Genomic DNA, 14,467 nt, shown 5'->3' with positions numbered 1-14,467 from the left:
AAAACGATAGTCCGCATTGAAGACCAACCCGCCGGGAAGGGTGAATGCACATATCGTGCCAAAGCAAAAAAGACCGCATGATGAGGGACAGAGGGAGAACGGCAGGATTAACCTTTTTAACTTTCTGTTACAATTCAGCGTGTTAAAACATAGGTTGCAGGTAGTGCGGCGGGAAAAGTCCTTATTCGAATTTCAACTCGAATACTTGCATTTTAAATTGTAATACGGGGAGTTTTCTGAAAGAATAGGGCAAAAAACGGCCGGAATATGCCTGAGAAATATAGAAAAAGCGGGGCTTCCGTAAGAAAGTCCCGCTTCGCTGTTACAAAGATACATGATTCTCCGGCCGAAAGCAAATAGTGTTAAAAACGGGAAGTACCGTATTTTTTATGATTGGGCGGCTGGATGCCATTTCCGGATTACCGGTTTTTTGAAGAAAACAACCAACGGATAGATGCCGATTTTTTTATTGGTTGCGCAGGCTGGAATTAATTGTGGAAAATCCGGAACGCCTCAAGGTAAAGATGAAAAATGCGGAAAACAGCAGAGAGTGTGACGGTTGGCGCCATCGCTTTTTAGGGCAGCAGCGTATATTTAGCGGTTCAAAACGTATTTTTAACACAAGATTTGTAAGGTGGGCTTATCATTTTTTGACTTCTTTTTGTAATTTTGCCCTCTGTAAGACGGACAATGTGAAAAAGGGCAAATTATACGGCATTTTCTCTTCAGAGGAGAAGTGTGCTCATCTTATTATGGTAAAGGCCGAAGACAGGCGTGTCTTTGTGCCTCATCATTGTGTCTGTACATCGGGAAAGCCCTTACAATCCGAATGTGCAGGCACTTTTCGTCTTATATGCCCGCAGAGCCACGTGTGGTCTGTCTTGCTTGGGAAACATATAAACAATAATATTAATCATAACACTAAAGAGCTATGAACTTTACCTTATTTGTCACGGTTTTGCTGACAGGTATCTTGTTTGTCGCCGTCGTGACGTTGTTGGCCAAGCTGATTTCGCCGCGTAGCTTCAACGAGCAGAAAGAGGAGGCTTATGAGTGTGGTGTGCCGACACGCGGACGCTCCTGGATGCAATTCCGCGTGGGTTACTACCTCTTTGCCATTCTCTTCCTTATGTTCGACGTGGAGACGATGTTCCTCTTCCCTTGGGCCGTCGTTATGCGCTCGCTGGGCCCGGCCGGCCTGCTGAGTGTGCTCTTCTTCCTGTTTATTTTAGTTCTGGGCCTGGCCTATGCCTGGAGGAAAGGAGCGTTGAAATGGCAGTAATGAAGAAACCCAAGATCAAGTCCATTCCTTATGAGGATTTCAAGGACAATGAGACATTCGAGAAGCTTGTGGCTGAACTTAACGCCAACGGTACAAATGTCATTGTACGCAGTTTGGACGAACTTATCGACTGGGGACGCTCCAACTCTCTCTGGCCGCTGACTTTTGCCACGAGTTGTTGCGGCATTGAATTTATGGCCGTTTGTGCGGCTCGTTACGACATTGCCCGCTTCGGGTTCGAAGTGACACGTAATAGTCCGCGTCAGGCTGACGTTATTCTTGTGTCGGGTACCATCACCACAAAAATGGCTCCGGTGCTGAAGCGTCTTTATGATCAGATGGCCGATCCGAAGTATGTGGTAGCAGTGGGAGGATGTGCCATTTCGGGCGGTCCCTTCACAAAATCTTATCATGTGGTGAACGGTGTGGATAACATCATTCCTGTTGATGTTTATGTGCCGGGATGTCCTCCGCGTCCGGAATCATTCCTTTACGGTATGATGCAGCTCCAACGCAAAGTGAAAGTGGAAAACTTCTTTGGCACGACTAACCGCAAACAGAAAGACCCCTATAAGGCGCAAGCTGCCGAAAGGGCCCAAACCATTTATAATGAGGAGGAACAGGCATGATGGAAAGTGAAAACATTAAAGCAACGGCTACGAAAGCGGCTGCACCTCGTCCTGCCGCTTCTGCCACACCGGCCGCTCCGGCTGAAAATGAGTTGAAACCCGCTTTTTTTGCGCCGGAAGATTTGCGCGCCGAAATGGAGAGATTGCGCAAAGAAGAAGGAATGGACTTCCTGGTTAATCTGACTGGTGTGGACTGGCAGGAAGATGGCCTCGGTGTGGTTTATCAGCTGGAGTCTACCGTAACGCACAAGCAAGTTTGCCTGAAAACAGCTACAACCGACCGTGAGAACCCATTGCTCCCTAGCGTGAGCGACCTTTGGGATGTTGCCAATATTTATGAGCGTGAGGTTTTTGACTTTTACGGTGTCAGATTTACCGGACATCCGGATATGCGCCGTGTTTTCATGCGTGAAGACTGGGTGGGATATCCTTTCCGCAAAGACGATGAGACGGAAAAGAATAATCCGCTACGCATGACGAATGAGCCTTTGGCTGATGTTACGGAAACTCTTACGCTCAATGCCGACGGCACCGTGACGCGGTCGGAAAACCGTATATTCGAAAAGGATGAATATGTTGTCAATATAGGACCTCAACACCCCTCCACTCACGGTGTGCTTCACTTCCGTGTGAGTCTGGAAGGTGAACGCATCAGAAAGATCGATCCCATCCTTGGTTATATTCACCGTGCGGTGGAGAAAATAAGTGAGGACATGACTTATCCGCAGACCCTCGCGCTGACCGACCGGCTGGATTATCTTGGAGCCATGCAAAACCGCCATGCCCTTTGCATGACCATTGAAAAGGCTATGGGAGTAGAGGTGAGCGACCGTGTAAAGGTGATACGCACAATTATGGATGAATTGCAGCGTATAGACTCGCATATCCTCTTCTTCTCCTGTCTCTGCCAAGACCTCGGAGCCACGACGGCTTTCCTCTACGGTTTCCGCGACCGTGAGAAAATTCTCGATATCTTTGAGGAGACTTGTGGCGGACGTCTTATCTTGAATTATAACACGATAGGCGGCGTGATGGCGGATATCCATCCAAATTTCCAGAAGCGTGTGAAGGAGTTTATCCCGTATATGCGTAAGAATATTCAGGAATACCACGATATCTTTACCGGTAACGTTATCTTCCAGAACCGCTCGAAAGGTGTCGGCGTTCTGACAAAAGAGCAGTGCATCTCTTTTGGCTGTACCGGAGGTACGGGACGTGCTGCGGGATGGCATAATGATGTCCGTAAGCTGCGCCCTTACGCTGCTTATGACAGGGTACGGTTTAATGAAGTAACGCGTACCGAAGGCGATAGCTTTGCCCGCTATATGGTGCGTATGGATGAAATTCTTGAGAGTCTGGATATTATCGAACAGCTTATCGACAATATACCGGAAGGTAACTTCCAGGAAAAGATGAAGCCAATCATTAAGGTGCCCGCCGGAACTTATTATACTTCTGTGGAAGGAAGCCGCGGAGAGTTTGGCGTTCTGCTTGAAAGCAAGGGAGACAAAACTCCTTACCGGTTACATTATCGCTCTACGGGTCTGCCGCTTGTTGCCGCTATGGACACGGCGTGTCGTAACAGCATGATTGCCGACCTTATAACCATAGGCGGAACTGTCGATTATGTAGTTCCGGACATTGACCGTTAACATTAAAATAACAAAGAAATGTTTAATTTCAATACAGTAAGTTCCTGGCTACACGGTTTGCTTACCGGATTTATGCCGGAGTGGGCGGCTGTTCTGACAGAAAGTGTTCTGGTGGCGCTTGTCCTCATTACGCTTTATGCCGTGTTTGCCATTGCTCTTATTTATATGGAGCGAAAAGTCTGCGCCGCTTTTCAGTGTCGTCTAGGGCCGATGCGTGTAGGTCCTTGGGGTACGCTTCAGGTGTTTAGCGATGTGTTCAAGATGCTGACAAAGGAGATTATCAATTTACGCCAGACGGATATGTTCCTGCATAGCCTGGCGCCGTTTCTCGTTGTCACGGCTTCAATGATCACATTCGCTTGTTTGCCTTGGAATGCCGGTGCGCAAATCATTGATTTCAACGTCGGTGTGTTTTTCTTCCTGGCCATTTCCAGCATAGGTGTGGTAGGGATTCTTTTGGCCGGTTGGAGCAGTAATAACAAGTATTCGCTGATCGGTGCCATGCGTAGCGGCGCCCAGATCATTAGTTATGAGTTGTCTATCGGTATGACAATGCTTACCATGATCTGTTTCACCGGTACGATGTCATTCTCTGAAATTTGTGCGCAGCAGGCTGCTGAAGGCTGGAATATATTCCGTGGCCATTTGCCCGCGGTTGTTGCCTTTGTCATCTATTTGGTGGCTGGTAATGCCGAATGTAATCGCGGCCCGTTTGACTTGCCTGAGAGTGAGAGCGAACTGACAGCCGGTTATCATACGGAATATTCCGGTATGCACTTCGGTTATTACTATTTGGCTGAATATCTGAATCTGTTTATCTGCGCAGGCATCGCATCTACCATCTTCCTGGGAGGATGGGCACCGCTTCATATTGCCGGCCTTGACAGCTTCAATGCAGTAATGGACTACATACCCGGTGCGGTGTGGTTTGTCGGCAAGACATTCTTCGTGGTCTTCCTCCTTATGTGGTTACGCTGGACGTTTCCACGTTTGCGCATTGACCAGATACTCTCGTTGGAATGGAAGTACCTCGTTCCCATCAGCATGGTCAATCTGATATTGATGGCTTTGGCCGTATCGTGGGAGTTCCACTTTTAATCCGTAGTAAATCATGAACGAAGAAAAGAATTATATTCAAGGCTTATTCGGTGGGCTCAAAACTTTGGGTATTGGTCTGAAAACCACTATGCGTGAGTTTTTTACCAAGAAAATCACCGAACAATATCCTGAAAATCGCAGTGAACTTCAAATGTTCGATCGCTTTCGCGGTTCGCTGACGATGCCTCATAATGAGAATAATGAACATAAGTGTATCGGTTGCGGTCTTTGCCAGATGGCCTGCCCTAACGGTACGTTGAATGTAACAAGCGAATTTTATGAGGACGAAGACGGCAAGAAGAAAAAGCGCCTGGTAAAATATGAATATAACCTGGGAGCCTGTATGTTCTGTCAGCTTTGTACGCGTGCCTGTCCGCATGATGCCATCACTTTCGATCAAAGTTTTGAGAATGCGGTGTTCGACCGTTCAAAACTTATCAAGATTTTGAATCATCCTGGGAGTAAGGTGCAAGAAAAGAAAGTAGTAAAGAAGGAGGCCGTCGCTACAGCAGCGCCTCCTGCTGCCAAACCGGCTGAGGCCTAAAAATTACTTAATAAATGGATTCACAAAATATCATGTTTGTAATATTGGCAGTGGTCATAGTACTCTCTTCCGTCGCCACCGTGGTAACGAAGAGCATCGTACGAGCTGCCACATATCTGCTTTTTGTGCTTTTGGGCACAGCAGGTATGTATTTCCTGATGGGGTACACCTTCCTGGGCGCTGTTCAGACAATGGTTTATGCCGGCGGCATCATTGTGCTTTATGTTTTTGCTATTTTGTTAACCAAAGGCGGAAATGATGCTGTAGTGAAACGTACCGCGAAAGATGCCTCTTGGGGATTTGTACTGACACTGGTGGGATTTCTTACCTTTATTGGAGTACTTCTCAAGCAAAATCTCTTTAAAAATGTTGTAGCTCTCAGTGCACCTGAAGAACCTGTCGGAGATGCTTCACACAACTCCATTAATGAGATTGGTCGTTTTATGCTTTCATCAGGCAATGATGGTTATCTCCTGCCTTTTGAAGCCGTCAGTGTTCTGTTGTTGGCATGTATCGTGGCTGGTCTGCTCATTGCCCGTAAACGGTAGTTATATATAAAATCAGACAAATGATACAGATAGAATATATCTTGATAATCTCGGCTGTTATGATGTTTGCCGGTATCTTCGGGTTCCTTACCCGTCGGAGCACTTTGGCCATCTTGCTTTCTATTGAGTTAATGCTCAATTCGGCCGACCTTAATTTTGCAGTGTTTAACCGTATGCTTTATCCCAACGGTCATGAGGGGTATTTCTTCGCACTTTTCGGCATTGCCATTGCTGCTGCCGAAAGTGCTGTTGCAATAGCCATCATGATAAATATTTATCGCCTGCTCAAGGATATTACGGTAGATAAGTTGGAAAAGATGAAGTGGTAATTTAGTTTCATAGTTGTTTTCATCAGTTTTTTTGAGGATATTGATCATTGGATGAATCTGAAAGACCGTTTTAGTCCGGATGTATACAATAAATGCTGAATTCTGATGTAACGACTTTCCTGACATTAAAAATATGGAATATACAATATTAATCCTATTGCTGCCCTTTCTCTCCTTCCTGCTATTGGGAATTTGCGGAAAGTGGCTCAGCCATAAGGCCGCCGGACTGGTCGGCACTTGCGTCTTGGGCATGGTGGCGGTATTGTCTTATGCTACAGCTTATGGATATTTCACCATGCCACGAACAGCTGATGGCGTTTTTGAGACGATAGTACCGTACAATATTAATTGGTTGCCATTCTTCGATGGAAGCCTGCACTTTGATATGGGTATTATGCTAGACCCTATTTCCGTGATGATGCTTATAGTCATCTCTACGGTATCTCTCATGGTGCATGTTTATTCTTTCGGCTATATGCATGGTGAGCGCGGTTTTCAGCGTTATTATGCCTATTTGAGCCTTTTCACTATGTCCATGCTTGGTCTTGTTGTGGCCACCAACATTTTTCAAATGTATCTCTTTTGGGAACTTGTGGGTGTATCCTCTTATCTGCTCATCGGTTTCTATTATACTTCTCCCGCAGCTATTGCGGCTTCGAAAAAGGCCTTTATTGTGACACGTTTTGCTGATATGTTTTTCCTTATCGGTATTCTCATTTACGGTTACTATTGCGGATCGTTTGGTTTTGATTTCGATGCCGAAGGCTTTGCAAAAGGTGGTTTCATACTTCCCACGGCCCTTGTGCTGATGTTCATTGGCGGTGCCGGTAAGAGTGCTATGTTCCCCTTGCACATCTGGTTGCCCGATGCAATGGAAGGCCCCACACCTGTTTCTGCTCTTATTCATGCCGCAACCATGGTTGTTGCCGGAGTGTTTCAGGTAGCCCGTTTGTTTCCTTTGTGGATACAGTATGCTCCCGAAGCCTTGAGTATAGTCGCTTGGGTAGGCGCGTTTACTGCGTTCTATGCCGCTGCTGTTGCCTGTGCGCAGAGTGACATAAAGCGTGTATTGGCTTTCTCTACAATCTCACAGATAGCTTTCATGATGGTAGCCCTTGGCGTTTGTACGGAAATAGCTACAGGACATGAACACCACGGTAGTCTTGGTTACATGGCTTCTATGTTCCATCTCTTTACCCATGCCATGTTCAAAGCCCTTCTTTTCTTGGGTGCAGGGTGTATAATTCATGCAGTTCACAGTAATGAAATGTCAGCTATGGGCGGTTTGCGCAAATATATGCCTATTACGCACATAACGTTCCTCATAGCATGTTTGGCTATAGCCGGTATTCCTCCTTTTTCCGGTTTCTTTTCAAAAGACGAGATTCTGACAGCTTGTTTTGCCTACAGTCCGTTTATGGGATGGATTATGACAGCTATCGCCGCTATGACTGCATTCTATATGTTCCGTCTTTATTTCGGTATTTTCTGGGGAACAGAGAACAAGGAACTTCATGCCAGGCATACGCCGCATGAAGCACCACTCACAATGACAGTTCCTCTTGTCTTCCTGGCTCTTGTTACCTGTGCAGCAGGTTTCATACCTTTCGGCAATTTCGTCAGTGCCGATGGTCAGTCCTATGATATTCATCTTGATTGGAATGTTGCAGGTACGAGCATTGCTATCGCTGTAGTGTCCATTGCTCTTGCCACTTATATCTATATGGGAGAGCGTCAGCCGGTAGCCAATGCCATTCAGGAAAAGTTCCGGAATTTGCACCGATGGGCATATAAGCGTTTCTATTTGGACGAAGTTTATCAGTACGTCACCCATCGTATTATTTTCGCGCATATCTCCAAGCCTATCGCCTGGTTCGACCGTCACATTGTCGATGGATTTTTCGATTTTCTCGCCTGGGGAACCAATGCTCTCGGCTTCCAAATTCGCGGTTTGCAGGGTGGTGCCGTTCAGAAGTACGCTTATGCCTTCTTTATCGGTATTCTTGTCTTACTCTTAATTTTTATTTTTTAAGCCATGGACAGTAATTTAATCAATGTATTATATCTCTCGTCGTTCGTCTTCATCCCCTTGGTGATGTTGTTCGGCTTGTGGTTGGCCCGTAATATCAATCAGGTCCGCGGCGTGATGGTGGCCGGCAGCAGTCTGCTCTTGGGACTTTCAGTCTATTTGGTCTTCGATTTCCTCGGTGCCCGCGTATCCGATCCAACCAGTGAAATGCTCTTTACCGGTAGTTTTTCTTGGTTCGAACCGCTCAACATTAAATACTCCGTAGGGGTGGATGGAATCAGCGTCGCAATGTTGTTGCTTTCCGCAGTCATTGTTTTCACCGGAACTTTTGCTTCCTGGCAGCTCAAACCGCTGACAAAAGAATATTTCCTGTGGTTCACATTGTTGAGCATGGGAGTGTTCGGCTTCTTTATCACAGTGGATATGTTTGCCATGTTCATGTTCTATGAAATAGCACTGATCCCCATGTACCTGCTCATCGGAGTTTGGGGAAGCGGCAAAAAGGAATATGCCGCCATGAAACTGACACTGATGCTTATGGGGGGGTCCGCTTTCCTGATGATAGGCATCTTCGGTATATTCTATGGTGCCGGCGGCGCCACGATGAATATCGTTGAAATAGCCAATCAGACAGGTGGCGCCCATACTATAGATTTCACGCAACAATGCATTTGGTTCCCCCTGACGTTTATCGGTTTTGGAGTGCTTGGCGCTCTTTTCCCGTTCCACACATGGAGTCCCGACGGTCATGCCTCAGCACCTACGGCCGTGTCAATGCTTCATGCCGGTGTCTTGATGAAACTCGGAGGCTACGGCTGTTTCCGCATAGCCATGTATCTGTTGCCAGATGCTGCTAACGAACTCGGTTGGATATTCCTCATCCTCACCGGTATTTCGGTAGTTTACGGTGCATTCTCGGCTTGTGTTCAGACCGACTTGAAATACATCAATGCCTATAGTTCTGTCTCACACTGTGGATTGGTGCTATTCGCCATACTCATGCTCAATAAAACCGCCTGTACCGGTGCTGTTCTTCAGATGTTGAGTCATGGTCTTATGACAGCTCTTTTCTTTGCCCTCATCGGTATGATTTACGGCCGTACCCATACACGTGACATCCGTGAGTTGAGCGGATTGATGAAAATCATGCCTTTCCTGGCCGTATGCTATGTGATTGCCGGTTTGGCCAATTTAGGCTTGCCAGGGCTTTCCGGTTTTATAGCCGAGATGACTATTTTCGTCGGTTCTTTCCAGAATGCCGACACTTTCCATCGTGTACTTACCATTGCCGCCTGTTCTAGTATTGTCATAACCGCAGTCTATATTCTCCGTCTGGTGGGTAAGATCCTTTATGGCACTTGCACAAACGAGCACCATCTTAAACTGACAGATGCCACATGGGACGAGCGCTTCTCTGTTATCTGCCTTATCGTGGCAGTAGCAGGCCTTGGTTTGGCGCCGCTTTGGGTGAGCAACATGATTTCAACAGGCGTGGCACCTATCGTAGATCATATTCAGAATGTGTCTCATGTAGTGAGTGCGTCAAATCCTTTCCTCTAATTTAAATACACAGCAAACAACTATGCAAATGGATTATTCTCATTTTTTGAGCATGGCTGAAGAACTCAGTCTTCTGGCAGTCATTGTTATCGTATTCTTGGCAGATTTGTTCCTCTGTGGCAAAGAGGAAAAAGGGCTGGGCGATGTTTGCGCCGCCGACAATCAGTGTGCTCCGGCCTGCGGTTGTAATCTCCGCACGTTACTTCCGGTGCTTCTCCTGATGGTCCACACCGTTATCAACCTTGTGCCCTGGTGTGCCGAGTCTTGTCTGCCCTCAGATGCCTTTGGCGGAATGTACCAACATACAGCCATGATGACTATCGTCAAGAGTGTTCTCAACACAGGTGTCATTGTCGTGTTCTTAATGGCCGGATCATGGCTCAACCGTCAGGAAAACAGAATCAAGATGGGTGAATTCCACACACTTGTTCTGTTCACGTTGCTCGGTATGTATTTCATGATTTCCAGCGGTCATTTCATCATGTTCTTCATCGGCCTTGAGCTGGCCTCCATTCCTATGACAGCTCTTGTTGCCTACGACAAGAAACAATACGAAAGCGCCGAAGCCGGAGCCAAATACATATTGCTGGCACTCTTTTCCAGCGCTTTGTTACTCTACGGTGTGTCGCTCATTTACGGTGTGACGGGAACACTCTATTTTGATCAGATGGCCGATACTCTTCAGGTAAACCTTTTGAGCATTCTTGGTCTGGTGCTTTTCATCTCAGGTTTGGGCTTTAAAATATCTTTGGTGCCGTTCCATCTTTGGACTGCCGACACCTATCAGGGTGCCCCCACGGTCGTAACCGGCTATCTCAGTGTCATATCCAAAGGCTCTGCCGCTTTTGTGCTTATGACAGTTCTGATGAAAGTCTTCGGTGCCGCAGCTTTTCAGGAAATGTGGAGCGAAGGTTTCTTTTGGATTATTATAGCTTCCATAACCATAGCCAACCTCTTTGCCATCCGTCAGAAAAACCTCAAGCGCTTCATGGCGTTCTCGGCCATTTCGCAGGCGGGTTATCTTGTTTTGGCCATCATGGGAAGCACGTCACAGGGCATGACCTCTCTGGTCTTCTATCTGTTGGTTTACATGGCTGCCAATCTCGGCGCTTTTGCCGTGTTGCATGTAGTGGAGCAGAATAGCGGGAAGATAGGAATGGACGACTACAACGGCCTTTACCGCACCAATCCCAAACTGGCATTCCTCATGACGCTCTGCCTGTTCTCTTTGGCAGGCATTCCGCCTTTTGCCGGCTTCTTCTCAAAATTCTTTGTCTTCATGGCAGCCTTCAATGCCGGTTATCATCTCCTTGTCTTCATTGCATTGGTCAACACCGTCATATCGCTTTATTACTATCTGCTGATTGTGAAAGCCATGTACATCAAAGACAACGATGCGCCTATAGCCGCTTTCAGGAGCGACTGCGGCACACGTGCCGCCTTGGCTATTTGTATGCTTGGCGTAGTGTTGCTCGGCATCGCCGGTTGTTTCTACAATTATATCGACCGGTTCAGCTACGGCTTATAATGCCAGGCATAATGGCATTGTCAATAATCAGGGAACGGCCCGCAATTATTTTGCGGGCCGTTCTTCTTTTATGGGGCACCTTATCGCCAATAAATTGCCGGCCAGTCCGTCGATGCCTCGAGATGTCATGACTTGTTGAATGGTTCAATGGCCGGCAGAAATCCTTTGGTCGGCTTCGTGAAGAGAATTGTGGTTGTAGCCATGGCGGAAGATAACAGCAACTTTCTAGAGTTTATAAGAAGTATAAATATCTGCACAAATATTTTGTCGGTGTGCATAATTGTCGTACATTTGCCGCCGAATTTACCAAAATAAAGGAAATATGAGAAAATTTTTATTAACGGCGGCTGTTTTTGCCGCTTCATTTCCAACGCTGGCAGGAGGTTATCTTACCAACACAAACCAAAGTGTCTCTTTCTTGCGCAATCCGGCGCGTTTGGCCACGTTTGAACTTGACGGAGCCTATAGTAATCCGGCAGGTCTGGCTTGGTTGGGAGAGGGATGGCACTTCGCTTTCAATTGGCAGAATGCCGCTCAGGAGCGCAATATATTGTCAACCTTTTCACCCTTTGCCTATAATGTCAATCAGCCGGGTAATCCGGTCAGAAAATTCAAGGGAGAGGCTTCCGCCCCCTTTATTCCTTCGCTCGACGCCGCATATCAGAAAGGCCCTTGGACGGTATCTATGCACTTTGGCATTACCGGCGGTGGAGGCAAAGCTACCTTTAACAGCGGCTTGCCTATGTTCGAGGCTCCCGTGTCGCTCATTCCTGGCATGCTGACGCAGGCTGGCATACCTGCCGACGCTTATTCTACCAATATGTATATGAGTGGGCGGCAATACATCTATGGTGTGCAGCTTGGTCTTACTTATAAGATTTTTGAGAACCGTGGCGATTTGAAGCAGGGGCTGTCCGTTCATCTCGGTGCCCGCATGAATTTTGCCAGCAACCATTATGAGGGATATTTGCGTAATATCAGCGCCCGTCTCAACGGCACCATGACACCGCTTAACCCTTACTTCAAGCAGCAGGCCGCCAGTTATGAAGCTACAGCCTTGCAGGCACAGGCTGCTGCCGATCAGTATGCCAAGCTGGCAGCGATTACAACCGATCCGGTCCAGAAAGCACAGTATGAAGCCCTTTCGGCTCAATATGCCGCCGGTGCGGAGCAGGCCGCCGGTGCCGCGTTGCAGTTTACCGGCCTGGCCAATAAGACGGCAGACTTAGAACTGGATTGTGATCAGAAGGGATGGGGAATTGCGCCTATCATCGGATTGGATTACCGTGTAGGGCGGCTGAATCTTGGTGCCCGTTATGAGTTTCAGACTAATATGAATATCGAGAACAAGACTAAGGCCAATACTACCGGTGTGGCTTCGTTTGCCAATGGTGTGAATACGCCTAACGATATTCCTGCCATCCTGAGCATCGGCGCGCAGTATGGCATTACGCCGAAGTGGCGTGTGATGGCCGGGTGGAATTGTTATTTTGACAAGAAAGCCGGCATGTCTGAGGACAAGCAGAAATATCTCAATCATAACACGCATGAAATTACCGCCGGTATGGAGTACGATATCATCGACCGTGTTACGGTGAGTGTCGGTTATCAGAACACGGATTATGGTACCAGCAATGCTTTTCAGAGCGATTTGAGTTTTCACTGCGATTCTTATTCGCTAGGTCTCGGGCTGAAAGTCAAGATCAACGATCATGTTAATGTGAATGGCGGTTATTTTTGGACTAACTATAAGGACTACACGAAAGCCTCCGACAATTACAATGGAACGGGAATGGCCGGGGTCGATGTCTACAGCCGCAGCAACAAGGTGTTTGGGCTTGGTGTGGACATTCACTTCTGATATTTAGAAATATGAGATTTTGTTTGCCGCTTCATGCCTTAAGCATGAAGCGGTATTTTGTTTGTTCCCCCGACAGCGGTTATTAAATGAAGCTACGCCGGTTATTTTTGTTGTCAGCTTTGGCCATACGCTGTTTTTTTCTTAACTTGCCGTGGATTATCCAGTGACGTAAGAATGAACAAGATGCAACATACACCAGTGAGAGTCTTTCACATCATCAGCCATTTCGACCTTGGCGGCGCGGAACAGGTGGCGGCCAATATTGCCAAGTCCTCCACCGGAGGAGTAGAGTATCACATGATTGAGGTGATGCGCGGACACACCCCCTTTACCCGCAGTCTTATTGACGAACTGCAGGCATCGGGCATCCGATTGCATCGTTCTTTCATGCCCGATGTCCGTTTTCACTTTCTTTTCGAACGGTTGGGGGCTTTGTGCTTTCCGTTCTGGTTTCTGTTCCTTTATTTGAAATGGCGGCCTGACGTATTGCACTGCCATACCGAAACGGCCGATATGGCAGTCTGTGCCTTTGCGCGGCTATTCCCTTGGCTGCGCAAATATAAAATTGTACGGACGGTACATAATACGATGTTATGGACCGGAGTGAAACGATTGGGAGACCACATTGAGCGTTTCATGCAACGAAACGGCTGCAATGTGGCCATATCGCCATCAGTGAAGGACGCTTACGGACAAAATTACGGAACGTTTCCGCCTGTCATAATGAACGGTGTGGAACCTGTTGAGCAACGCCGCTATCCCCATTTGCATCCGGACCGGTTAAATATTCTGTTTGCCGGCCGACTGGAACCTCAGAAAGGCATTGAAAGTCTCCTGGAGACCATTCGGCGGATGAAAGGCGACGGGCGTTTTTTTTTCCATTTGATAGGTGATGGTACGTTACGTCAGGAAGTGGAGCGCGTAGTGGATGACGCTGACAATGCCGTATTGGTACCTCCCGTTTTCGGTTTACCGGCTTTTATGGGTTCGTTTGACGCTTTGTTCATGCCCTCGGAGTTTGAAGGCCTGGGATTGCTTGCTGTCGAGGCTGCCATGGCCGGTCTTCCTGTCGTGGCCAACCGTTGTTCCGGATTGAGTGATGCCCTACCGTCTGACTGGCCGTTTTGGGTGACTGGTAATGATGTGTCGGCTTATGTGCATATTTTCAGAAAGACGCTTCCCGTTGCCGATCGTTCCGCTTTGACAGCTTGGGCACGCGAGTACGTCATGAAGCGTTTCAGCGTGCGTAACATGCAACTGGAATATGAGAAAATTTATTTTCAAGTAAAAGAGAGTAGCTTCTAAGAACCGGTGTTAATTGTTCTGATTTTCCGATTTTCTCTTTTGCTTGTTTTTAACACTATTTGCTTTTGGCTGAAAAATGTCGTATCTTTGTAACAGCGGAGC

The 14,467-nt window shown here is 47.3% G+C and carries 12 protein-coding genes; all 12 read left to right on the top strand.

The window, feature by feature from the left end:
- The first annotated feature begins 931 nt into the window (after positions 1 to 931).
- The 12 genes from C5S62_RS11225 (at position 932) to C5S62_RS11170 (ending at position 14,365) form a co-directional block, all read left to right on the top strand.
- Positions 932 to 1,282 (top strand): NADH-quinone oxidoreductase subunit A, encoded by a 351-nt coding sequence (locus C5S62_RS11225; protein ID WP_104405469.1) that lies wholly within the window; start codon positions 932 to 934, stop codon positions 1,280 to 1,282.
- Complete coding sequence (locus tag C5S62_RS11220) at positions 1,273 to 1,911, top strand: NADH-quinone oxidoreductase subunit B (protein WP_104405468.1); 639 nt, start codon at positions 1,273 to 1,275, stop codon at positions 1,909 to 1,911. Before C5S62_RS11225 ends, C5S62_RS11220 begins: the two co-directional genes overlap by 10 nt.
- A 134-nt stretch (positions 1,912 to 2,045) precedes the next feature.
- Complete coding sequence (locus C5S62_RS11215; RefSeq protein WP_371411205.1) at positions 2,046 to 3,563, top strand: NADH-quinone oxidoreductase subunit D; 1,518 nt, start codon at positions 2,046 to 2,048, stop codon at positions 3,561 to 3,563.
- 18 nt (positions 3,564 to 3,581) lie between these two features.
- Entirely contained in the window at positions 3,582 to 4,661 is a 1,080-nt protein-coding gene (gene nuoH, locus C5S62_RS11210; protein ID WP_104405467.1) for an NADH-quinone oxidoreductase subunit NuoH, read from the top strand.
- Positions 4,662 to 4,674: 13 nt separating this feature from the next.
- The gene (locus tag C5S62_RS11205; RefSeq protein ID WP_104405466.1) at positions 4,675 to 5,205 is read left to right on the top strand and encodes a 4Fe-4S binding protein; all 531 of its coding nucleotides are present in this window, start codon (positions 4,675 to 4,677) and stop codon (positions 5,203 to 5,205) included.
- Positions 5,206 to 5,219: 14 nt separating this feature from the next.
- A complete protein-coding gene (locus tag C5S62_RS11200; protein WP_104405465.1) occupies positions 5,220 to 5,753 on the top strand; it encodes an NADH-quinone oxidoreductase subunit J in 534 nt (177 codons plus the stop codon).
- Between the two features lie 20 nt (positions 5,754 to 5,773).
- The gene (gene nuoK / locus C5S62_RS11195; RefSeq protein WP_104405464.1) at positions 5,774 to 6,082 is read left to right on the top strand and encodes an NADH-quinone oxidoreductase subunit NuoK; all 309 of its coding nucleotides are present in this window, start codon (positions 5,774 to 5,776) and stop codon (positions 6,080 to 6,082) included.
- 133 nt (positions 6,083 to 6,215) lie between these two features.
- A complete protein-coding gene (gene nuoL, locus C5S62_RS11190) occupies positions 6,216 to 8,114 on the top strand; it encodes an NADH-quinone oxidoreductase subunit L (RefSeq protein ID WP_104405463.1) in 1,899 nt (632 codons plus the stop codon).
- 3 nt (positions 8,115 to 8,117) lie between these two features.
- Positions 8,118 to 9,671: a NuoM family protein gene (locus tag C5S62_RS11185; RefSeq protein WP_104405462.1), complete on the top strand. Its 1,554-nt coding sequence runs from the start codon at positions 8,118 to 8,120 to the stop codon at positions 9,669 to 9,671.
- 28 nt (positions 9,672 to 9,699) lie between these two features.
- Positions 9,700 to 11,199, top strand: a complete 1,500-nt coding sequence (locus C5S62_RS11180) for an NADH-quinone oxidoreductase subunit N (protein ID WP_104405461.1) — start codon at positions 9,700 to 9,702, stop codon at positions 11,197 to 11,199.
- A gap of 322 nt (positions 11,200 to 11,521) precedes the next feature.
- Positions 11,522 to 13,060: an OmpP1/FadL family transporter gene (locus C5S62_RS11175; RefSeq protein WP_104405460.1), complete on the top strand. Its 1,539-nt coding sequence runs from the start codon at positions 11,522 to 11,524 to the stop codon at positions 13,058 to 13,060.
- A 183-nt stretch (positions 13,061 to 13,243) separates the two neighbouring features.
- Positions 13,244 to 14,365, top strand: coding sequence for a glycosyltransferase family 4 protein (locus C5S62_RS11170; RefSeq protein WP_104405459.1), 1,122 nt, complete (start codon positions 13,244 to 13,246; stop codon positions 14,363 to 14,365).
- Positions 14,366 to 14,467: the final 102 nt, after the last annotated feature.

Origin of the sequence: Prevotella sp. MGM2, from assembly GCF_002933955.1 — a bacterium.
Lineage (GTDB): Bacteria > Bacteroidota > Bacteroidia > Bacteroidales > Bacteroidaceae > Alloprevotella.
Note: the sequence above shows the minus strand (reverse complement) of the source record. Positions and strands in the feature narration are given on the sequence as shown.